The sequence below is a fragment of the Ruegeria sp. AD2(2025) genome, from assembly GCF_056542385.1.
Window position 1 is genome coordinate 180,781 of record NZ_JBQFZS010000004.1, and the last position, 22,625, is coordinate 203,405.

General features: G+C 61.3%; 18 protein-coding genes and 1 tRNA gene. 5 read left to right on the plus strand and 14 right to left on the minus strand.

Features of this window, described 5'->3' with window-relative positions; genetic code table 11:
- Window positions 1-34 precede the first annotated feature (34 nt).
- Entirely contained in the window at window positions 35-1,678 is a 1,644-nt protein-coding gene (locus tag ACR1XV_RS10515; RefSeq protein WP_480531025.1) for a hypothetical protein, read from the minus strand.
- A gap of 177 nt (window positions 1,679-1,855) precedes the next feature.
- Here ACR1XV_RS10515 and ACR1XV_RS10520 point away from each other — a divergent pair.
- The 5 genes from ACR1XV_RS10520 to ACR1XV_RS10540 all read left to right on the plus strand — a co-directional run bounded on the left by ACR1XV_RS10520 (window position 1,856) and on the right by ACR1XV_RS10540 (window position 7,674).
- Window positions 1,856-1,929, plus strand: a tRNA-Gly gene (locus ACR1XV_RS10520).
- 144 nt (window positions 1,930-2,073) lie between these two features.
- Window positions 2,074-3,894 carry an ABC transporter transmembrane domain-containing protein gene (locus ACR1XV_RS10525; RefSeq protein WP_480531027.1) on the plus strand — a complete coding sequence of 607 codons (1,821 nt, stop codon included), beginning with the start codon at window positions 2,074-2,076 and terminating at the stop codon, window positions 3,892-3,894.
- 156 nt (window positions 3,895-4,050) lie between these two features.
- Window positions 4,051-5,940: an acyl-CoA synthetase gene (locus ACR1XV_RS10530; RefSeq protein WP_480531029.1), complete on the plus strand. Its 1,890-nt coding sequence runs from the start codon at window positions 4,051-4,053 to the stop codon at window positions 5,938-5,940.
- A 15-nt stretch (window positions 5,941-5,955) separates the two neighbouring features.
- The gene (locus ACR1XV_RS10535; protein ID WP_480531031.1) at window positions 5,956-6,879 is read left to right on the plus strand and encodes an alpha/beta hydrolase; all 924 of its coding nucleotides are present in this window, start codon (window positions 5,956-5,958) and stop codon (window positions 6,877-6,879) included.
- A gap of 126 nt (window positions 6,880-7,005) precedes the next feature.
- Window positions 7,006-7,674: an HAD family hydrolase gene (locus ACR1XV_RS10540; RefSeq protein WP_480531033.1), complete on the plus strand. Its 669-nt coding sequence runs from the start codon at window positions 7,006-7,008 to the stop codon at window positions 7,672-7,674.
- A gap of 42 nt (window positions 7,675-7,716) precedes the next feature.
- On the opposite strand, the gene ACR1XV_RS10545 is transcribed toward ACR1XV_RS10540, so the two are convergent.
- From ACR1XV_RS10545 to ACR1XV_RS10605, 13 genes are all read right to left on the minus strand, one after another.
- Window positions 7,717-8,553, minus strand: coding sequence for an alkaline phosphatase family protein (locus tag ACR1XV_RS10545; protein WP_480531035.1), 837 nt, complete (start codon window positions 8,551-8,553; stop codon window positions 7,717-7,719).
- 143 nt (window positions 8,554-8,696) lie between these two features.
- Window positions 8,697-10,334, minus strand: a complete 1,638-nt coding sequence (locus ACR1XV_RS10550; protein ID WP_480531037.1) for an ABC transporter ATP-binding protein — start codon at window positions 10,332-10,334, stop codon at window positions 8,697-8,699.
- Window positions 10,331-11,146, minus strand: coding sequence for an ABC transporter permease (locus ACR1XV_RS10555; protein WP_480531039.1), 816 nt, complete (start codon window positions 11,144-11,146; stop codon window positions 10,331-10,333). Before ACR1XV_RS10555 ends, ACR1XV_RS10550 begins: the two co-directional genes overlap by 4 nt.
- Complete coding sequence (locus tag ACR1XV_RS10560) at window positions 11,143-12,099, minus strand: ABC transporter permease (protein ID WP_480531041.1); 957 nt, start codon at window positions 12,097-12,099, stop codon at window positions 11,143-11,145. Before ACR1XV_RS10560 ends, ACR1XV_RS10555 begins: the two co-directional genes overlap by 4 nt.
- A gap of 15 nt (window positions 12,100-12,114) precedes the next feature.
- A complete protein-coding gene (locus ACR1XV_RS10565) occupies window positions 12,115-13,701 on the minus strand; it encodes an ABC transporter substrate-binding protein (protein WP_480531043.1) in 1,587 nt (528 codons plus the stop codon).
- Between the two features lie 127 nt (window positions 13,702-13,828).
- Window positions 13,829-15,823: a CocE/NonD family hydrolase gene (locus tag ACR1XV_RS10570; protein WP_480531045.1), complete on the minus strand. Its 1,995-nt coding sequence runs from the start codon at window positions 15,821-15,823 to the stop codon at window positions 13,829-13,831.
- Window positions 15,824-15,868: 45 nt separating this feature from the next.
- Window positions 15,869-16,972, minus strand: a complete 1,104-nt coding sequence (locus tag ACR1XV_RS10575) for a glycerate kinase type-2 family protein (RefSeq protein WP_480531047.1) — start codon at window positions 16,970-16,972, stop codon at window positions 15,869-15,871.
- The gene (gene dtd / locus ACR1XV_RS10580; RefSeq protein WP_480531049.1) at window positions 16,972-17,409 is read right to left on the minus strand and encodes a D-aminoacyl-tRNA deacylase; all 438 of its coding nucleotides are present in this window, start codon (window positions 17,407-17,409) and stop codon (window positions 16,972-16,974) included. The genes ACR1XV_RS10575 and dtd overlap by 1 nt, the downstream gene beginning before the upstream one ends.
- Before the next feature lie 31 nt (window positions 17,410-17,440).
- Window positions 17,441-18,109 (minus strand): nitroreductase, encoded by a 669-nt coding sequence (locus ACR1XV_RS10585; RefSeq protein WP_480531051.1) that lies wholly within the window; start codon window positions 18,107-18,109, stop codon window positions 17,441-17,443.
- A gap of 57 nt (window positions 18,110-18,166) precedes the next feature.
- Window positions 18,167-19,258 (minus strand): TFIIB-type zinc finger domain-containing protein, encoded by a 1,092-nt coding sequence (locus ACR1XV_RS10590; protein ID WP_480531053.1) that lies wholly within the window; start codon window positions 19,256-19,258, stop codon window positions 18,167-18,169.
- A gap of 34 nt (window positions 19,259-19,292) precedes the next feature.
- Window positions 19,293-20,441, minus strand: a complete 1,149-nt coding sequence (locus ACR1XV_RS10595) for an SPFH domain-containing protein (protein ID WP_480531055.1) — start codon at window positions 20,439-20,441, stop codon at window positions 19,293-19,295.
- A gap of 22 nt (window positions 20,442-20,463) precedes the next feature.
- A complete protein-coding gene (locus ACR1XV_RS10600; protein WP_480531057.1) occupies window positions 20,464-21,420 on the minus strand; it encodes a DUF2927 domain-containing protein in 957 nt (318 codons plus the stop codon).
- A gap of 14 nt (window positions 21,421-21,434) precedes the next feature.
- Window positions 21,435-22,625 (minus strand): toxic anion resistance protein, encoded by a 1,191-nt coding sequence (locus ACR1XV_RS10605; protein ID WP_480531059.1) that lies wholly within the window; start codon window positions 22,623-22,625, stop codon window positions 21,435-21,437.

Genomic DNA, 22,625 nt, shown 5'->3' on the forward strand with positions numbered 1-22,625 from the left:
GGGCCAAGCGACTTATCGCTTGACCCATGCGGTGTCAGGCTGCCTGCGCCTTGCTGCGGCAATAGCATGAGGCGTGAATTGGCACCGTCGCGCGCGCGGCGGCCTGATCCAGTTGCAGCTTGATGTGCCGGGCCTCGGTGTCTTCGCCGCGGCGGACAAGGCATTCATGCAGGCCGTGCAGGCTCCAGATATTTCCCGGGTGCTGACAGGCGCGGGCCAGCGTATCGTCTAGCCCCAAATCGGCGCGATAGACCGCCTCGGCCTCGGTGAGCTGCCCGGCCTCCATAAGCAGCGCGCCAAGTGCGTGCCGGGTGGGCTGCATCCAGCCCCAAGGCTCGTCATAGACCAGATTGTCATCCAGCTCGACCGAGCGGCGCAGGTGCGCCAGACCGCCCTCTTGGTCGCCGGATTTGAACGCGATCTCACCATCCATCATCGCCTCGCCAATCAGCAGAACGTCATCGGCGGTATTGTTGAACACCAGACGGCTTTCGGGCACGGCTTTGCGGGCCTGAACCGCCCGTTCACGCTCGGCCCTGGCGTCGGCTTCGCGGCCCAGATTGGCCAGCGCCACCGCGCGCGCCTGGTGGATGGCGGCGGTGGTATAGCTGTAAAGCTCGGCATCCGCAGGCATCGGTTCGTCCAGTATCTGCTGCCACATGCCGAACCGAACCATGACGTGGATCTTCTTGCCATAGAAGGATTCGAACAGGTCGGGAAAGAACCGGACCACGTTGTCGGGCAGCATCCGCATCAGTTCCTCGGACGCAGCCAGCGCCTTGTCCGGCTGGCCGAGGAACATGGCACCGTAAGCCTCAAAATGCACGTTGTGGACGCGGTAGACGGTATAGAAGTTCTCGCCCCCCGCTATTGCCTCGTATTTCTTGTCGACCTGGGCCGCGCGGTGATTGCGCCAGACGACGTTCTGATAGTCGCCGCACAGCACATCGATGTGCGTGGCCATGTGCACCAGATGTCCGCTTTCGGGCACCAGATCGACCAGCCGGTCGCCATGCCGCAACGCCTTTTCGGGTGTCGGCGACATCTCCATCAGGTGGATATACATATGCAACAGGCCGGGGTGATCCCACGCGCCGGGCAGGGTGTCGAACGCCGTTTCCAGCACCGCCTGCGCCTCGGTGGTCGAGGCCCCCTCGGCCGGGACACCACCCTTGAGGTCCCAAAGCTGCCAGGGTGTGCGGTTCATCATGGCTTCGGCAAAGACCGCGGCAACGTCCAGATCGCCGGAATGATCGGCATAGACCTTGCGCATCGAATCCGAAAAGGCGTCGTTCCACGGGCCATAATCCTCGATCTCGGGATCGGTGGGGAACCGGTGCGAGATCGCCTCAATCATAGCAGCCTCGACCGGTGTCACCGTGCCGCGCAGGGCCATGGCGTCGGCGATGGCCTTGTGGGCCCGCTCAAGCGTTGCAACCCTCTCGTCAGGCTCAAAAAATTCCCATGGCTTGTTATAGTTGGGGCCAATGGCATAGGCGACACCCCAATGTGCCATGCCGCAGCCCGGGTCATGTTCGATGGCTTTTTCGAAACAAGTGGCAGCCGCTTCGTGATTGTAGCCGAACAGCCAGATCAGCCCCTGATCGAAGTGATGCTGAGCGTCCGTCGAAGACGTGGTAATGGCACGGCGATAGGTGCCGAGGTCAAAGTCAGTCATTTCAAATCCCCCACAATAACTCCGCCTATGCACCCCAGGTGCGCGGATTTCCGCACCATAACACATTTTCGTGATCGCTGCCGGGAGCGGGAAAACCCGAGACGGCAAAAGCGGGCAAACGGGTGATTTCGCTTCTTGACGCCTGCTGGCGCATCGAATAGTCAGCCCTAGTGTTGAGCGGGCGTTGTGTAGTGGTAAGACCTTAGCCTTCCAAGCTAATGACGCGGGTTCGATTCCCGCCGCCCGCTCCAGTTCTTTCCCCCCAAAGATGATTGCGTCAAAAGGCCCGGATTGCTGCCCGAGTTGCGCCCAAAGCTTGACCCCAGGGGCCTGTGCCGCCAAGAAGCGTGGATTGATGCCTGATCCGGGCGACGACCACGACACAAGGGCCAGACATGGCAAGAACACGCTCCGCCAGTCCAGCGAACACACCGGCGCCCGGTGCCAATGAAGAACGGGCCGCGTCCAAGAAAATCGGCGTCCTCAGATCGCTTTGGCCGTTCATGAAGCCCTATCGGCTGCTGATGTTCGGCGCGACGCTGGCGCTGATCCTGACGGCCAGCATGACGCTGACGCTGCCGCTGGCGGTGCGCCGCGTGGTCGACAATTTCCGCATCGAAGACGGTGAGCTTCTGGACTGGTACTTTCTGGCCGCCCTCGGCATCGCCGGTATCCTCGCCATCGGCACCGGCATCCGCTATGCGCTGGTGACCCGGCTGGGCGAGCGGGTGGTGGCTGATATCCGCAAAGCCGTGTTCGACCGCGTAATCGGGATGAGCCCCGAATTTTACGAACGCATCATGACCGGAGAGGTCCTGAGCCGCATCACCACCGACACCACCCTGATCCAGTCAGTGCTGGGCTCGTCGGTGTCGATCGCTTTGCGCAACCTTCTGATGTTTGTGGGCGGGCTGGTGTTGATGCTGCTGACATCGGCCAAGCTGACCGGGATGGTCTTGCTGCTGATTCCGCTGGTAATCGTACCGATTCTGGTGCTGGGCCGCCGACTACGAGTTATCAGCCGGGAAAATCAGGACTGGATCGCTGCCTCCTCGGGCAATGCGGGCGAGGCGCTGGGCGCGGTTCAGACCGTGCAGGCCTTTACCCATGAACAGGCCAGCCGAACCCAGTTCGCCGCGATGACAGAAACTTCGTACGAAGTTTCTCTGCGCCGCATCCAGACGCGCGCTGTGCTGACCGTGATCGTGATCTTTCTGGTTTTCTCGGGCATCGTCGGCGTCCTGTGGATGGGCGCGAATGATGTGCGCAACGGGATCATGACCGAAGGCGTGCTGATCCAGTTCGTGATCTATTCGATCATCATGGCGGGCTCGGTCGCTGCCTTGTCGGAAATCTGGAGCGAATTGCAACGTGCAGCGGGGGCCACCGAGCGTCTGGTGGAACTGCTGAACGCGCAGGACACGGTCAACGATCCGTCACAAGCCACAGCCCTGCCTGCGCCCTTGCGCGGCGAACTGCGCTTTGACGATGTGACGTTCCACTATCCCGCGCGTCCCGATATCGTGGCGCTGGATCAGTTCTCGCTGCAGATCAAACCGGGGGAAACCGTGGCCTTTGTCGGCCCCTCGGGCGCGGGCAAGACAACCGTGATCCAGATGATCCAACGGTTCTATGACCCCGATGCGGGTCAGGTCAGCCTTGACGGGCTGGACCTGCGCGACCTGAACCGCGCCGAATTCCGACAGCACATGGCGCTGGTCCCTCAGGACCCGGTGATCTTTGCCGTCTCGGCGCGTGAGAACATCCGCTTTGGCCGCCTCGACGCGACGGATGCCGAGGTCGAGGCCGCTGCCCGGGCCGCCGCAGCGCATGAGTTCATCTCGGCCCTGCCCGAAGGCTATGACAGCTTTGTCGGTGAGCGCGGCGTGATGCTGTCGGGCGGTCAGAAGCAACGCATCGCCATCGCGCGGGCCATCTTGCGGGACGCTCCGGTGTTGCTGCTGGACGAGGCGACCTCGGCGCTGGACGCGGAAAGCGAACGGGCGGTGCAGGGGGCCGTTGATACCATGCGGGCTGGGCGCACGACCCTGATCGTGGCGCACCGGCTGGCGACCGTTAAGAAGGCCGACCGGATTATCGTGCTGGAGGCGGGCCGCATCGTGGCGCAAGGCACCCATGACGATCTGGTTGCGCAGGACGGTCTATATGCCCGTCTGGCCCGTCTTCAGTTCACCGACGGGGTGGCCGCTGAATAAAGTGACGTGCGGGCACATCGCGTTTCGCCGTAGCGTCATTCTACATTTTCCCTGACCTGACCGCTAAGCCCTTGCTTGCGCGGATACGGTTTTGCTTCCATCTTGGGGCGAGACATAAGCCCGTGCACAACACGGGAGACATAGGGGAGGAGCCACATGGCCTTTGTGGGATTCGAAGACAAGGCACGCATCGAGCAAGAGATGGCGTGGGAGGACCGGGATGTGCCCGTCACCTTTCATCAATTGCTGTCCCGGACGGCGGGCAAATTCCCGAACCACAAGGCGATCAGCTTTCAGTTGTTCTCGGGCCCGACTGACAAGGCTGAGACGCTGACATGGTCCGAACTGCTGGGGCAGGTCAATCAGGCGGCCAACCTGTTCCGATCCTTGGGTGTGGGTGAGAAGGACGTGGTTGCCTATGTGCTGCCCAATTGTAACGAGACGCTGGTCACCATGATGGGCGGTGCGGTCGCGGGGATCGTGAATCCGATCAACCCGCTGCTCGAACCCGAGCAGATCGCGGCGATCCTGCGCGAGACCAAGGCCAAAGTGGTGGTCACGCTCAAATCCTTCCCCAAGACCGATGTGGCTCAGAAGGTTGAAGAAGCCGTGCGCCACGCGCCCCGGGTCAACACCATCCTCGAGATTGACCTGAACCGCTATTTGACGCCGCCCAAATCCTGGCTGGTCCCGTTCCTGCGCCCCAAGATGGGCGATAAGGAAAAACTGGCCCATGCGGATTACAAGAATTTCCATGCCGAGTTGAACAAGCAGCCTAAAACACTGACATTCGAAGACAGCACCGAAGACCGCGTCGCGTGTTACTTTCACACCGGCGGCACCACCGGTATGCCGAAAGTGGCGCAGCACAAATATTCAGGCCTGATCTACAATGGCTGGCTGGGCCAGACGCTGTTGTTTGACGAAAACGACGTGATCATGTGCCCGCTGCCGATGTTCCACGTCTTTGCGGTGCATGTGATCGTGATGGCGGCCGTGTCCTCGGGTGCGCATGTGATTTTCCCAACCCCGCAGGGCTATCGCGGCGACGGGGTGTTCGACAACTTCTGGAAACTGATCGAACGCTGGAAGGTTTCGTTCATCATCACCGTGCCGACGGCAATCTCGGCCAAGATGCAGCGTCCGGTGGATGCGGATATCTCAAGCGTCAAGACCGCGTTTTCGGGCTCGGCCCCGCTGCCGGTGGAACTGTTCCGCCGTTTTGAAGAGGCCACCGGCGTGACCATCGTAGAAGGCTACGGCCTGACCGAGGCCACCTGTCTGGTCTCGTGCAATCCGGTGGATGGCGAGAAGAAAATTGGTTCGATAGGCATTCCCTTCCCCTACACAGATGTCAAAATCCTGCAGGATGGCCCGGACGGACCCAAGGAATGCGGCACGGACGAGATCGGCGAGATCTGCATCTCGAACCCCGGTGTCTTCCCGGGCAACACCTATACCGAGGCTGACAAGAACACCAATCTCTACCATTTCGACACATACCTGCGCACTGGCGATCTGGGCCGGTTTGACGAGGATGGCTATCTGTGGATCACCGGGCGCGCCAAGGATCTGATCATCCGCGGCGGTCACAACATCGACCCGGCCGAGATCGAAGAGGCCTTGCTGGGTCACGAAGCCGTCGCCTTTGCCGGAGCTATCGGCCAGCCGGATGCGCATTCGGGCGAGGTGCCCTGCGCATTTGTCGAACTGGTCGATGGCGCGTCGGTCACCGAAAAAGAGCTGATGGACTATTGCAAAGTCCACGTCCACGAACGCGCGGCGCAGCCCAAGCACATGACCATTCTGGATGAGTTGCCAAAGACTGCAGTGGGCAAGGTGTTCAAACCCGACCTGCGCAAGCAGGCGATCACCCGCATCTATAACGGCGCGCTGGAAACTGCAGGCGTTGGTGCCCGTGTCGTGTCTGTCATCGACGACAAGAAACGCGGCCTTGTCGCGCAGCTTGACGCGAACGGGTCTTCCGAGGACGATGTCGCCAAGGTGCTGGGATCATTCACCCGGCCGTGGGAGTGGTCTGAGTAAACCTCCGGAGGGACAATGGACTATGAACGCCTGATCGACGAAGAAACCTGGGCGTTCATACGTCGTACCGCCGAAAGCTATCCCGACGACGCGGTGGGCATGTCCATCGCGGATCAGCGCCGCGTCTATGACGCAATGTGTCAGGACTTTCGCCAACCCCGGCCACCGGGGGTCGAGGCGCAGGACAGCGACGCAGATGGCGTACCCGTGCGCATCTACTCAGCAGGTGTTCCAACCCGCAGCGTCGTCTATTTCCACGGCGGAGGGTTTGTTGTCGGTGGTCTGGACAGCCATGATGATGTCTGCGCCGAGATATGCGCGCAGACGGGATACCGTGTTGTTTCGGTGGATTACCGGCTCTGCCCGGAACACGTCCACCCGGCGCAGTTTCAGGACAGTTGGGCAGCCGCGAACTGGGCTGTGCAGGAATTCGGCGACCCGTTGGTTCTGGCCGGAGACAGCGCCGGAGGCAACCTCGCCGCCGCTGTCGCGCATCATGCTCGGGGGCGGTTGGACACAGTGCTGGGGCAGGTGCTGATCTATCCGGGGTTGGGCGGTGACACGGGGCAGGGGTCCTATCTTGAACACGCCAACGCGCCGATGCTGACGCGCGATGATGTGCTGTTCTACCAAACTCTCCGCTGCGCGGGCGAAGTGCCCGACAACGACCCGACATTTGCGCCCCTGCAGGATGACGATTTCTCGGGCTTGCCCCCAACGGTCGTCGTGACTGCCGATTGCGATCCGCTGCGCGATGACGGTCCCGCCTATTGCCACCAGATCACCGCCGCCGGAGGGCAGGCGCACTGGATCAACGAACCCGGCCTGATCCACGGCTACCTGCGCGCCCGGACAACCGTCAGACGCGCCGCAAACAGCTTTGAGCGGATATCGGTAGCGATTGAAGCGTTGGGGCAGGGGATCTGGTCTTACGACTAGCACTTGGGCTCTGGTTGCTTCTGGGACACTGGCGCGTTGTCCACATCAACGTATTCTGTTGAAAGAGAGTTTGCTTGCCAAGCAGCACAGGACGGACGCGCCTAATATGCATCGGATGGTTCATTCATGACTTTACCCGCAGTGATTTTCGATATGGACGGCCTTTTGCTGGATACCGAGAAAGTCTGTCTTGATTGTTTTGTCGCGACGCGGCGGGCGTTCTCATTGCCTGATAGTCCTGAAACATTTCTGCGATGTGTTGGGCTGCGAGGGGACGAACCGGATCGCATTATTCGCGACAGCCTTGGCGGCAGGGTCGGGTTTGATGCGTTCAACAGAGAATGGGACCAGAGAATTGATGCTGCGCTTGCGCTTGAGGTTCCAGTCAAACATGGCGCTCTTGCGCTTGCTGAATTGCTTTCCGGCAAGGGACATCTTTTGGCTGTTGCAACTTCGACAGATACCCAGACAGCTGGTGCGCAACTAAAGTCGGCCGGGCTGTTTGCATATTTCGATTTTGTAATCGGCGGGGATATGGTCACGCGGCGCAAGCCAGACCCCGAAGTCTATCACAAGGCAGCTAGGCAACTTGGATATCTCGCCTCGGATTGTGTTGCTTTCGAAGACAGCGACACGGGAACGCGCGCAGCCGTCGCCTCAGGTGCTTCGACCGTTCAGGTTCCTGACCTGATTCCCCCGTCGAAGGAACTCAGATCGTTGGGTCACCTCATTGCTCCTGACCTGTTAAGCGGCGCGGTTTCCATCGGGCTCATTGATGCGCAAGAAACTGTTTGATAAGAACGCATTGTTTGTAGTGCAAGCGAACGGAGTGTTCCTTCACCGCAAGAACGGTTCCGCTTTCATTGTCCCAGCCAAAGGTGCCCCGATGCGCGTCAGGATCGTCGGTGCCAGTTGTAGCTGGTCGATCACCGCGTCCGCCTCGGGGCCTTGGGCGTCTCCGAAGTAATACAGCGCGGTTTCCTGTTGCAGCGCGCTGCGACCGCCGTGGTGGCCGCGCTCGTCCTGGCCGTGGTCGGCGGTGACGATCACGTCGTACCCCAACTGCCGCCAGCGGGGGATGAAGGGGGCCAGCATCTCGTCCATCACGAAACAGGCGTGGTCCATCTCTTGGCAGTCGTGGAAGAACCGGTGGCCCATGCTGTCCAACGTGCAGGTATGCAGGATGCCGTAGTCCAGCCCAAAGCGCAGGCACAGGTTGGTCAGCGAGGCAAACAGATCCACGTCGCAAGGCGTCATCTGGTTCGCCGCGTTGTACCCGGTCATCGAGTGGAAACGGCCATGGTTGATGGTCTTGCTCTCGGGCTCGTCATATTCCACGTCGCGCACATAGTCGAAGGGGTGGCGGTTGAAGAATTGCGACCAATAGCTGTGGGTGACGGCCCCGGTCACGCCTCCGGCTTCACGCACCTGACTGAATACGTCCTTATGGCTCAGGCGGAAGACATTGCCGTTGCCGGTGCAGCCATGCTCTTGCGGGGTGACCCCGGTGTGGATCGAGGCATAGCAACTGGCCGAGGTCGAAGGTAGAACCGCGCGCAACTTCCAGACCCGCGCTTCTCCACTGTCGACCCAGCCTTCGAGATTGCCGAACAGGCGGCGGAAATTGCGCCATGGGACGCCGTCCAGAATGATGAGAAGAAATTTGCGGTCCATGCCTTGGGCCCTTCTGATTTAGTGCTGAGGCTGACCCTAGGAGATTCGCGACCCGAGGGATGCCTGTTCACGCCCGGAATAGCAAAATCCCGACACCGATGTGCCGGGATTTCGAAGTTTCATGAAACCGTTACGCGCGGGGGTCAGTTCCCGGCGCTTTCCATCTTGCGATGGGCGACGACCTCTTCCAGCCAACCCAGATGCATCTCGGGGACAGAACTGAGCAGCAGGTCGGTATAGTCGTCAAACGGCGGACTCAGCACCTGCGATTTCGAACCGTACCGCGCCACGCGGCCCTGATACATCACCGCGATGCTGTCACTGATGGCGCGCACCGTGGCCAGATCGTGGGTGATGAACAGATAGGCCACATCCTCGATCTTCTGCAGGTCCAGCAGCAGTTTCAGAATGCCATCCGCCACCAGCGGGTCCAGCGCCGAGGTGACCTCATCACAAATGATCATCTTGGGCTTGGCCGCCAGTGACCGGGCGATACAGACACGCTGTTTCTGGCCGCCGGACAGTTCCGCCGGATAGCGATCGATAAACTTCTCGCCCAGCTCGATCTCATCCAGCAGTTCGATGATCCGCTTGCGCTTTTCGGCGCCGCGCATGTTGAAGTAGAACTCCAACGGACGTCCGATGATGGTGCCGACGGTCTGACGCGGGTTCATCGCCACATCGGCCATCTGATAGATCATCTGCAACTCGCGCAGGTCCTCGCGGGTGCGTCCCTTCAGATCAGGGCTGAGCTTGCGCCCGGCAAACGTGATCTCACCATCGCGGGGCGGCAGCAGGCCGGTGATCACCCGTGCCAACGTGGATTTGCCCGAGCCGGATTCGCCCACAACCGCCAAGGTCTGCCCCGGATGAAGCTCGACATTGACGTTGTGCAGCACGTCGAAATTCAGCCCCTTGTAGCGCGCCGTGATGCCGTCGACCTGCAGCACCGGTTCCGGTGTCGGCTGTTTTTCTTCATGCTCGATGGACCGGACCGAGACCAGCGCCTTGGTATAGTCCTCTTGCGGGTTGTTGATGATCTGGTCGGTGGTCCCGTATTCGACCGTATCGCCCATGCGCAGCACCATGATGTCGTCGCTGACCTGCGCCACGACCGCCAAGTCATGCGTGATATAGAGCGCCGCAACACCGGTATCCGCGATGGCCTCTTTGATGGCCATCAGCACGTCGATCTGCGTGGTCACGTCCAGCGCAGTGGTGGGTTCATCAAACACCACCAGATCGGGTTCAGGGCACAAGGCAAGCGCCGTCATGCAGCGCTGCAACTGCCCGCCCGAGACCTGATGCGGGTACCGCTCGCCGATATTGTCAGGGTCGGGCAGACCCAGCTTGGCGAACAGTTCTCGGGCGCGGGCTTCGGCCTCTTTGCGGCTGAACTTCTTCTGTTCGACCGCGGCCTCGACCACCTGATCCATGATCTTCTTGGCAGGGTTGAAAGACGCCGCAGCGGATTGAGACACATAAGTGACTTCACCCCCGCGCAGTTTGCGGATATCGCCTTGGGACGTTTTCAGAATATCACGCCCATTGACCCAGACCTCGCCCCCGGTGATTTCAACACCACCCCGGCCATAGGCCATGGACGCCAGACCGATGGTGGATTTACCGGCCCCGGATTCGCCGATCAGCCCCAGCACCTTGCCGCGTTCGAGGTCAAAGCTGACCCCGTGCACGATTTCGATGTCATGGGGTTTCTCACCCGGCGGATAGACGGTCGCGCCGATCTTGAGGTCGCGGACCTTGAGAAGGGTATCACTCATCCCCGGCCTCCTTTCAGCGATGTGGTGCGGTTCAGGACCCAGTCCGCCACAAGGTTGACCGAGATCGCCAGCGTCGCGATGGCGACCGCGGGATAAAGCGCAGCACCAATGCCATAGACGATACCGTCCTTGTTTTCCTTCACGATACCGCCCCAATCCGCCAGCGGCGGCTGAACGCCCAGACCCAGGAAGGACAGGGTCGAGACGAAGAGAACCGAAAAGATGAAGCGCAGCCCCAGTTCCGCCACCAGCGGCGACAGGGCGTTGGGCAGAATCTCGCGGAAGATGATCCACGACTGGCCCTCACCCCGCAGCTTGGCGGCTTCGACATAGTCCATCACGGCGATGTCCACCGCGACCGCGCGGGCCAGACGATAGACACGGGTCGAATCCAGCAGGCCCATGACGATGATCAGAACCGGGATGGTGACCGGCACCATGGCCAGAACCACCAAGGCGCTGATCAGTGTCGGGATCGACATGATCAGATCCACGGTCCGCGACATGACCTGATCGGCCCAGCCGCCCAGCACGGCGGCCAGAAAGCCCAGGATCGAGCCGGTGACAAAGCTGAGGATCGTCGCCGCCGTTGCGATGAAGATCGTCGTGCGCCCGCCATAGATCATGCGGCTGAGAAGATCGCGGCCAATGTTGTCGGTGCCCAGCCAGAACTGCGAGCTTGACGGCTCCCACACGTCGCCGACCACCTCGGCCATGCCGTAAGGGGCCAGCAGAGGCGCGAAGATCGCGATGAAGAAATACAAGCCGGTAAAGCCCAGCCCGATCATTGCAGAGATTGGGATATTCTTCATTTCGGATGCCTCAGCCTCGGGTTGGCCAGAATGGCAACGATGTCAGCGACCATGTTCAGCCCGATATAGATCGCGGCAAAGATCACGCCGCAGGCCAGAACCACCGGAACGTCACGTTTGGTCACGTGGTCCACAAGGTACTGCCCCATGCCGGGATAGACGAACACCACCTCGACCACGACAACGCCGACAACCAGATAGGCCAGGTTCAGCATCACCACGTTGACGATCGGCGCGACCGCATTGGGAAGCGCGTGGCGGTAGATGATCTTGAAGTTATTCAGGCCCTTCAGTTCCGCCGTCTCGACATAGGCCGATTGCATCACGTTCAGGATCGCGGCGCGCGTCATGCGCATCATATGCGCCAGAACCACCATGGTCAGCACGAGAACGGGCAGGGCGATCGAATTCAGCTTTTGCCCAAGCGACATGCTGTCGTTGATCATCGCCAGCGGTGAGAACAGGCCCAGCTTCACCGCGATGAAGTAGACCAGCACGTAGCCGATCAGGAACTCGGGGATCGAAATGGTCGTCAGCGTCACCGCCGAGATCAGCTTGTCGGGCCAACGGTTGCGATAGCGCACCGCCAGCAGACCGAGAAAAATGGCCAGCGGGACCGACACGATGGCCGCCCAGAAGGCCAGGAAAAGCGTGTTGCTCAGACGGCCGCCGATGGATTCTGCGATGTCGAGCTTGTTGGTCAGGGATTGCCCCAGATCACCCTGAACGATACCGCCCAGCCATTCGAAATAGCGGGTCAGGGCAGGGCGGTTCAGACCCATCTCTTCGCGCAGATTGGCCAGGGCCTCGGGGGTTGCGGACTGCCCCAGGACGGCTTGCGCGGCGTCTCCGGGAAGGGCTTCGGTCATGCCAAATATCAGGGCCGAAGCACCAAACAGCAAAAGGAGTCCCAGCGCAAGGCGCTGGGAAACCAGTTTGATGATAGGATGCATTATCCGTGGCCCGTATTACACGAACCACATCTTGCGCGACATATTGCCGTTCATCAGTTCATAGTTCGGATCCGTTTCCCAACCGTCCAGTTGGTTGCTGACCGCCTCGACAAAGTCGTTGAACATCGGGCAGATCAGGCCGCCTTCGTCGCGAACCATCCGGCCCATCTGGCTGTATAGGCCTTTGCGTTTTTCAGGGTCCAGTTCGGCGCGTGCCGCAAATAGCATGTCGTCGAAGGCATGCACCTTGAAGCGGGTGTCATTCCAGTCAGCGCTCGACAGATAGGCGGTTGCGTACATTTGATCCTGCACCGGGCGTCCGGTCCAGTAGGACGCGCAGAACGGCTGAGCATTCCAGACTTCGGACCAATAGCCGTCATTCGGCTCACGCTTGATTTCCAAGGGAATTCCCGCTTGCGCGGCAGTCTGTTGGAACAGCGCAGCCGCGTCCACGGCGCCCGGGAAGGCTGCATCCGCAACCCGAAGCACGATGGGCGAGCCGTCATGGCCCGATTTCTTGTAGTGCTCAGCCGCCTTTTCGAGGCTGAACTCGCGTTGTTCGATGGTTTCGTCAAACAAGGGATATGAAACATTGACCGGCATATCATTCCCGATCGAGCCATAACCACGCAGAATCTTGTCCACCATTTCTTCGCGGTTGATGGCGTATTTCAACGCCATACGCAGTTCGTTGGCATCAAACGGCGCGGTGTCACAATGCATGATGAACACGTAATGGCCGCGGCCGGCGGTGGAATGTACGGTCAGGTTGGGCGCACGACCCAGCAGATCGGCGACTTTGGGTTCAACCCGGTTGATGGCATGGACCTGACCGGATTGCAGCGCGGCGGTTCGCGCCGTCGCATCGTTAATGACGACCATTTCAACGGTGTCAAAGTTGCCAAAATCGCTGTTCCAATGGTTCTCGAATTTCTTGAAGACATGGCGCACACCCGGCTCGTCGACCTCTAACTGGTAGGGGCCGGTGCCGATGCCTGCGCCTGGATCCTCCATACCGCCGTCAGGTTGTACGATCAGGTGATAGTCGGCCATGAGGTAGGGCAGGTCGGCGTTCGACTCGGTCAGTGTGATCTGAAAGTTGTCGCCATCGGCCTTCATCGACTCGATGCCTTTCATGACCCCCAGCGCCCCGGACTTCGAATCCTCGTTCGAATGACGCTGCATGGTCTTCAGCACGTCCTCGCTGGTCATGGTCTTGCCGTTGTGGAATTCGACCCCCTGACGCAGTTTGAATGTCCAGACTTTCGCATCCGAGGAGCCCTCGACGCTTTCTGCCAAACGCGGCTCGATCGTTCCGTCGGGCGCGACCTCGACAAGCTGATCGCCGAACTGCTTGCCGTTCATATAGGGAACCGAACTGGCATAGGTCGCCGGGTCCAGCGAGTCAGTCGAACCGCCGCCCTGCAGGCCGAATTTCAGGTCGCCGCCCTTCTTAGGCCCTGCCGCGCGGGCGGCATCGGCGAACATGGTGCTGGCCATCGCCGCGGATACACCCAGAGCGGCCGCTTTCCCCATGAATTCGCGGCGGGTCAGCTTTCCGGCTGTGACCTGACCGGCCATGTGAGTGAGTTGTTCGTTCATCCGGATAATCTCCCAATTGGTTGGATGGTCTGCCCGTTGGCGGGCTTTTTTATTGACGCACGAGTCAAGTTACGCCCATTTCGGGGCACCGGGCAAGGTTTAATGTCCGGTCGGACCGTGCGGAAAATCACATCTGGTTGCGCGGGATGGCGTCCTCGACGGTTTTGGAGAACACCTCGGTTCCGTTTTCATAGGCTTTGATATCGGTCCGCAGATAGAAATGCGAGGCATCCGACCACATTTCGCAGCCGGTCTTGGTGCGTAGTTGGCAATCGTCGCGCTGCATCTCCTGCGTCCAGCGGCATTCGCCGCGGGCCGACAGTGGATCGTCGGGATGGATCGACCATTTCTCATACGCGGTGCTGCCGGTGATCAGCCCGTGCATCTCGTCGCGAAGCTTGCCGAAGTCATCCTCGATGATCAGTTGGGTCTGGCCGGTGTTCATATCGGTCTCGACCCGGCGGTTATTCCGCGCCTCGCGCAGGGTTGTGACCGGGCGCGGCGTTTCGGCGTCAGGCAGGGCAAAGGCGCATTCGTCGCCATGGCCCAGTTCGCGGGTTGGCAGGATAATCTCCCCCCCTGTCAGATGCAGTTCGGCGGTTTCGGGCGAAGGCCAGACCAGCGGCCAGTAGGCGCTTGAGATCGCCACCCTCAGTCGATGCCCCTTGGGCGCACGATAGGCGATGTGATCAAGGTCGAGTTCAATGTCATAAACCTTTCCGGGCGTCAGGGCAGTTGGCTCGGCGTGGCTGTCACGGTGGGTCAGGTTCAGCACACCATAGGTGATCCGGGTCGAGGCTCCGTCAGGGTGGATATGGTTCAGCCGAACTGCGATCTGCGCCTGCGGTTTGTCGGCGCTCAGCCGCAGCCGGATTTTCGGAGCGCCAACGATCTCGGTATCTGTTTCCAGGGGCAGGCCGTCGAAACAGGCCGACAAAGCATCGTCGCCCCGCTGATCGCCGGGCATGTCGGGGCCAAGCCAGATTGCGCAATACTCGCCACTCTCCATCCCGCAGGTGTGCGGCGACCGGATGCGTGTATCCAGCAGCCCAGCGCCGCCCAGACCATTGCCCGTCAGGCGCAGCGCCGTTGTGGGCAGGTGGGAGGTCGCCCCCTCGGCCTCGGCAATCCATCGTCCCGGCCGTTCATTGTACCAGCGTGCGGGCCGCACGCCGTCCATGACATAGGCGCGATAGTCGGGATCATCCGCAACCCCGGTATCCTCGCCCTTTAGCCAATGATCCCACCAGCGCAGCGCCTCTTGCAGAAAGCCGATGCGGGGCTCGGGCACAGCGAAATGCGGGTATTTGTGCACCCAAGGGCCGACGATCCCTTTCGCCGGCGCATCGAGCGCCTCAACCAGCAAAGGCACAGTGTTCTTGTAGGCGTCACCCCAGCCGCCGACCGCCAGCGTGGCGGCACGAATGGCGCTGAAATCCTCGCAGACCGAGCCATGCTGCCAATAGGCGTCCCGCGCCTGATGGCGCAGCCAGACCGAAGGCAGGAAGGGTTCGTTTTCCAAGCGCTTCAGCCAGAGATCGCGCCAGTTGTCCCGCAACGCAGGGTCCGGCGCGCGTGAGGAATAGGACCACATCGTCGCGCCCCAGCCGAGATTCTCGTTCAGCAGGCAGCCGCCCTTATAGTGGATGTCATCGGCATAACGATCCGCCGTCGAACACAGCGTAATGATCGCCTTTAGCGCCTCTGGCTGCATCGCGGCCACCTGCAGGGAGTTGAACCCGCCCCAGCTGATCCCCATCATCCCAACCGAGCCATTACACCAAGGCTGATCGGCCAGCCAGCGGATCACCTCGACAGCATCGTCCAGCTCTTGTTGGGTGTATTCATCCTCCATCAGCCCGTCGCTGTCGCCATTGCCGCGCATGTCGACGCGGATGCAGGCATAGCCGCGCTTGGCGAACCATGGATGGGTCAGCGCGTCGCGGGTCGCGGTGCTGTCGCGTTTGCGATAGGGCAGGTGTTCCAGAATCGCGGGAACAGGATGGTCTAGCGCATCGACAGGCCGCCAGACCCGCGCCGACAGACGGCAGCCGTCGGGCATGGTGATGTTCATATCGGCGATGTCCTCGATCTCGCGAAGTGTGTTGGGGGGCTGCGCCATGTGTCTGATCTCCGGGCCGAAAAGGGACCCGGCCAAGATGTCAGATCAGTCCCGGATTGCAATCACCAGATCCATGACATTGGTTCCGGTCGGCCCCGTGACCAGCAACGCGCCCGCCGTGTCGAGAAAACTGCCGCTATCGGCGCGCCGCAGATAATCGTTGGCCTCAGGTTTCCACGTGGTTCCGGTCACAATGGCCCCGGCGGCGTCGGTCGGCCCGTCGGTGCCATCGGTGCCGCCGACGATCACGGTCAACCCGGGCTGCCCCGCAATCTCACGCGCCAGCGCCAGCGCCAGCGCCTGATTGCGCCCGCCGCGACCGGGAGAGGCGGGCAGAACAACCGTGGGCTCTCCGCCAAATACCATCACGCCTTTGGGCATCTGACGCAGCCGCGCGCCGATGCGGGTCGCGATGGTCAGATAGTCGTCATGCATCGCCTCTTCATTGGCCAGAACCTCAAGCCCGGCCTGTTGCGCCGCCCCTGCAGCCGCGTCGCGCGCGTGGGCGTTGGATGCGATGATCGAGGTCTGTGCCGAAAACGCAGGCGCATCCGGCAGCGCTCCGATACCGGACCCGATCACGCCCAGATCGTCACCGGGCACGTCCGAGATCGCCAGTACCGTCGCCTTTCCGCCAGAGAAATGCGACAACAACCCTCCGCCCTTGATCCGGGACAGTTTGCGCCGTTCCGCATTCATCGCGCCGATATCCAGCCCATCGGCCAGTAGCTGACGGTTCAGTGCCGCGAGATCGTTCAGAGTTTTCCCGGGCACAAGGTCTTCGGCCAAAGACGACGCGCCACCCGAAACCTGCAGCAGCAAGTGACTGCCCGGGGCCATGCCTTCAACGGCTTCGCGCAGCGCGCGGCCCCCGGTCAGTGAGCGGGCATCTGGAACCGGGTGCGATGCTTCGATCACGCGAATATGCGCAGGCAGCCCGTCGCCATGGCCATCCTTGGTCACGACCAGAGCGGGCACATTGCCGAACCGCTCAGCCGCAGCGCGCGCCATCGCGCCTGCGGCTTTGCCCACAGCCAATATCTGGTCGGGGCGGTCCATGTTTTGCGTGGCCTCCAGCGTTGCGTGATAGCCGTCAACGGCTGCAACGCCAGCGCGCCAGAATTCCAAAGCCAGTTGTGACGCTTGCATCAGCTTTCCATCCAAATCGTAACCGGCCCGTCATTGACCAGTTCCACCGCCATATCTGCTCCAAACGCTCCGGTTTCCACCGGAATACCCAGAGCCGCGAGTTTACGCGCAAACGCCTCGTACAACTGTTCGCCCTCAGCTGCCGGGGCGGCTGCGGAAAATCCGGGCCGGTTGCCCCGCGACGTATCCGCGGCCAGCGTGAACTGGCTGACCACCAAAGCCGAGCCGCCAACGTCCAGAATCGAACGGTTCATTTTCCCCGCTTCGTCTTTGAAAATCCGCAGCTTTGCGACCTTTTCCGCCAGCTGCACGACCTGAGCGTCGCCATCCCCCTGCAACGCGCAGACAAGGATCATCAATCCCGGTCCCGACTGACCGATGACCGCGCCGTCGACTGTCACCGAGGCCCGGGAAATTCGTTGAAGCAAAGCGCGCATGATTGTGTTTCTCGCTTAGTGTTGGGCGGGTTTATTCGCGCCAGTCAATAATCTGGTCCACCTCGGCGCGTTCGGTGCGAAACGCATTTGCGGGGTGGTCGGGATCGGGATAGCCGAATGAAATCGCACACAGGATCAGGCGATCGTCGGGGATGTCGAAATAGCGATGCAGAAACGGGCCATACGACGCAACTGCGGCCTGCGGGATGGTGGCCACGCCCAACGCCTGCGCCGCCAGAGCGAACGCCGTCACGAACCCTCCGCAATCCATCGCGCCGTAGGCGCCCAGCTCTGCCGGGCTGGACAGGATCGCGCAATGTGGGGCGCCGAACAGCGCGAAGTTTTCCATCATTTGCCGGGCCGAACCGGCGCGGTCGCCTTTCTCAACCCCCACCGCGTCATACAGCGCCCATCCGCAGGCGCGGCGGCGTTCCTGATAAACACCGGAATAGCCGGTGGGGAAGGGCAGGTCAGGTGCCGGGGTGCCACTGGTCGCCTCGTGCAGAAGGGCCGCGCGGAACGCGTCGGTCTCGGGTCCGGTCGTTATCGTCAGTTGCCAAGGCTGCGCGTTGCACCAGCTGGGCACACGGCTGGCGCTGGACACGATCTGTTCGATCTGATCACGCGGCACCGGATCGGGCCGAAACGCACGGCAGGAATGGCGCGTGTGCAGCAACTGGTTCAACGCTGTGAGTGTCACAAGGGCCCTCCGGTCTGGTCGCCGCGAAGATGACGCCGGGGCGCGCGGTGCGCAAGGCTATTGCTGGCCGGTTGCCACCAGATACCCAATGCCGGCAGCAACCAGAAGGCCCAGCACAACCGCGATGGTGATCTTGATCGCGGACCACGGCCTCTCACCCTGAACGCGGCCGGTGCGCCCGTTGATCACAAAGCGATAGGTCTGGCCGCGATACTTGTAGGCCGCCATCCAGACCGGCAGAAGAATGTGTTTGAACGTGACATCGCGCACATCTGTATCGACCGCATGGATACGCTGGCGATCACCGCCAATGTCGAACCGGACGTCGCGCTCGATCACCCGGGCCATATGCGCGCGCGCCTCGGAGTATCCTTCTCGCAACTCGACCGTATAGGCCTCGGCCCGGAAACCGGCCAGATATTCCGGCTGATAGGGTTCAAGCGCGGGCAGATCCCATGGCTCCAGCGCGTCGGTGTAGGATTTCGGCAGCGACCGAGAGGCCAGCACCAGCACATCGTCGAAGAACCGTGCCACGCGTCCGGATTTTGGGCTCCATCGTACCTTGGGTACCTGCTGCTGCACGCGTTTCCCATCTCGCATGACGGTCCGGGTTTCGTAATAAACGACGCCGCGCTCCCCCCGATAGCTGGACTTGGTGTCAGCATCGAAGGTCCAGTAGGGCACATAGATGCCCTGCATCTTGCGCCCCTTGCGGGCGTATTCCTTAAGGCCGTTGGGGGCGAACCAAAGTCGCCCCAGCCAGTCGCCCATCGCCTTATGCGCGCTGCGCTCATCCAGCGCAAAGGGTAGAACGCCACGCGGCTTGATATGACGGCTCACACCGGTATCCGTCACGACCGGAGTGGCGCAGAACGGGCATTCGGCGGCATGAGTGTTCGGGTCGAATTCGACCTGCGCAGCGCAGTTCGGGCAAGTGAGAACGCGGGTTTCTTCGATCTCGCTGTCCGGCAGACGTTCCGCTATCGCAGCGTCAAAATCCAGCTCGCGCAGGCTCGCGCCGCCCCAGGGGCCCGCACCGATGGGTTCGGAATGACCACAATGATCACAGGTCAGCGTCCCGTCATCGGGGTTGAACCGGTAGTCCGCCCCGCATTGGTCGCAGGGAAAGCGGTGTTCGTCCTTGGCCATACCTGCCCTCGATCTCTGGTTCGTGACGGTCAGATCAAGCCCCCGGCGGAGGCGGCGGCAGGATCGTGAACAATTGCGCCAATTCCTGCACGTCGCCCGCTTTTTTCCAACCGTCTTGCCCTGCGGTCCAGACATGGGTCTCGCGCGTCAGCTCTCCGTCAGCGGCCATGCGCCCCATCTTTGCCTTGGAAAACGGCCCGCTGGTCTGCCCATCCACCGCGATATGCCACACATGCTCAACCGGCGGAGGAGGGGGCGGTGCCGCATGCGCCGAAGGCTGCGGGGCAGCGGGGGTGGAACCGCCCCACGGGCCTCTCGGCTGACCCGCTGCCATGTTCGACATCTGCTGCGCCATCGCCATGCCCATACCCATGCCAAGACCGGCGCCCATGCCGCCCCCCTGACCGGGGTTGTTGGCCGCCGCCGTCATGGCCTCAGCCGCTGAATACTGGGTGAACTTGCCCAGATCTCCGGCCAGCCCCATCGATGTGCGCTTGTCCAGCGCCGCCTCGACCGCAGGCGGTAGCGAGATATTCTCTATGTAGAACTCGGGCATCTCCAGCCCGTAGCCATCCAGAACGGGCGAGACCTCGGCCGCAATCAGCTTGCCCAGATCGGCGGTGTTCGCGGCCATGTCCAGAACCGGGATGCCTGACCCTGCGATGACGCGGCTGAATTCCTGCACGATGATGTTGCGGATTTGAAAGCTGATCTCATCCATCGTGAACTCACCATCAGTGCCCACAATCTCGACCAGAAACTTCGCCGCATCCTTCACGCGCACAGTGTAGGTGCCAAAGGCACGGATACGGGTCGGCCCGAACTCGGGGTCGCGCAGCATGATCGGGTTCTTGGTGCCCCATTTCAGGTCGTTGAAGCGGGTCGTGTTGACGAAATAGATCTCGGACTTGAACGGAGACTGAAACCCGTGATCCCAATGCTGCAGCGTCGTCAGGATCGGCATGTTGTTGGTCTCAAGCATATACAGACCCGGCGTGAACACATCCGCCAATTGCCCCTCATGCACAAATACCGCCGCTTGGCCCTCGCGCACGGTCAGCTTGGCGCCGTATTTGATCTCGTGCCCCTCACGCTCGAACCGCCAGACCATGGTGTCGCGGGTGTCGTCGACCCAGTGGATGACGTCAATAAATTCGCCGGTCAGAAAATCAAAAATTCCCATTGGATTTCTCCTGTCTTCGGGGTCAGAGCGACTGCCCCATCAATTCGCGTGCAATGATACGGACCACCGGGCGGGCCTCATCCGCGCTCATGCCGGGTTGCAGGCGCGGGTCGTAAAGCATGGTCAGCAGCTTTTCGTCATGGCTGGTGAGTAGGGCGAACTCGTCATCATCGTTAAAGATCGAGGGCCGCGCCCGAGGGCTGTCATTCGGCAGGCCCAACCCTTGCGCAATCTCTTCGTGAATGCAGCTGAGCCGCACCAGATCGGGATGCTCGGACCGGATCAGAGCGACCGCCCGCGTATAGGTCTGCGGCGACCCGGTCGAGGCCGAGGCAAAGACGAAGCAATAAAAGGACCGCGGCAGCTTATCGAACAGATCAAGCTGCGCCTGCCCGATACCCGGGATTAACTGCCGCAACCGCGCCTGCACATAGGCCGTGTCATCCTCGCCCGCGACAAAGACGTGAAAGTTCGCATTGCGGCTGACGGTCGAAACCGGATGCCCCGTCAGCCGCGACAGCCGATTGGCATAGGCCCCGATCTGGGCCGCATCCAACTGCCGGATCTCTGGCGCGACCGAGGGGCCGAATTCGGGTTTGATCCGCACAGGGCTCGACCAGCGGCTGAGTTGACGGCTGGTCCGGCGCGCTCCGGCCGAGACGTTTTGTGAAGGGTATTCGCTGTAAAAGGCGATGGCCTCGAAATTGCGCGCCAGATCGTCCGCATCATAGGGCGTATCCGGCCCGCCGCCATCGGTGCGCAGCAGCCCGCGTGTCAGAAGGTTGTTCTGCACGCTTTGGTAGTACCGCGCCAGATCGAGACTTGCCGCCGACGGTGCGACATAGGCGTTGCTGGGGCCTTGCGGCTGCGCCGGGCGGGGTTCCGGTACCACCGAGCTTGTCAACGCCGCGTCGCAACCGGCCAACACCAGCAGCGAGAGGCCAAGCAGTGCGTAATTGATTCTGAGAGATGGCCGCACGCCCGTCTGTTCCTTTATCCGGGGACAGCCGTTCCGGCGTTGTCGCCGGTCCCGTCCTGCCGCGCCTTGGCTGCGGCGAGCGTATCGCGCAGTTCGGTTTCCATCTTCTGCAACTCTTCCTCGGCTGCGGCGCGTTTGGCTTTGCCTTCGTCTGCAATCGCCAGGCTTTCGTTGATCGTGCCGATCAGGTCCGCGTTTGCCTGTTTGACGGCCTCGATGTCAAAGACCCCACGCTCCATCTCTTGGCGGATCGTTTTGTTCGACTCGCGCAGATTGGCCGCGTTCGAGGTCAGCAACTCATTGGTCAGATCATTAGCATCGCGTACCGCCGCCGCCGCTTCGGCGCTGCGCTGAATGGTGACGGCTTGCGCCAGCTGCGTTTCCCACAGCGGCACGGTGTTGACGAGCGTCGAGTTGATCTTGGTCACCAGCGACTTGTCATTTTCCTGCACTAGGCGGATCGAGGGCAGAGACTGCATCGTCACCTGACGGGTCAGTTTCAGGTCATGCACCCGGCGCTCCAGATCATCGCGGGCAGCGCGCAGGTCACGCAGCTCTTGCGCTTTCATCACCTGTTGGTCCTCGGGCGCGGCCTGCACTTCGGCCTCTTTTTCCGGGATGTCGTGGCTGTCCAACTCGGTCAGCTTTTCCTCACCCGCCGCGATATAGAGCGCCAGTTCGTCGTAGAATTCCAGCGTCTTTTCATAAAGCAGGTCGAGCGATTTGATGTCTTTCAGCAGCGTATGCTCGTGCCCAAGCAGATCATCGGTGATCCGGTCGATCTGGCTTTGGACCTCTTCATACTGCGCCGTGAACTTGGCAAAGGGCGCGGCGCGACCCAGCAGTTTTTCCCACCAGCTGCGCTCGCGCCGGACGTCCAACTCGCTGACCGAAAAGCCGCGGATCGTGGTCACGATATTGCGGAGGCTGTCGCCCGCGGGTCCGACATCCTTATTGCGCACATCGGCAAGCATCGCCTGGCTGATCTCCTGCAACTCGGCCTGCGCCGAAGACCCGAAGGACACGATCGAGTTGGTGTTGTCCATGTCGATCTCGTTCATCCGCTTGCGGATTTCCGCGCCGACGGGTTCGTCGGCCTCCTCCAGGGGAACGATTTCGGCTTTCGGCTCGGGCAGGGCTACGGCGGTGACTTCCTGTACCAGCGTTTCGGCCTCGACGGCTTTGTTCTTGATCTCATCGGACAT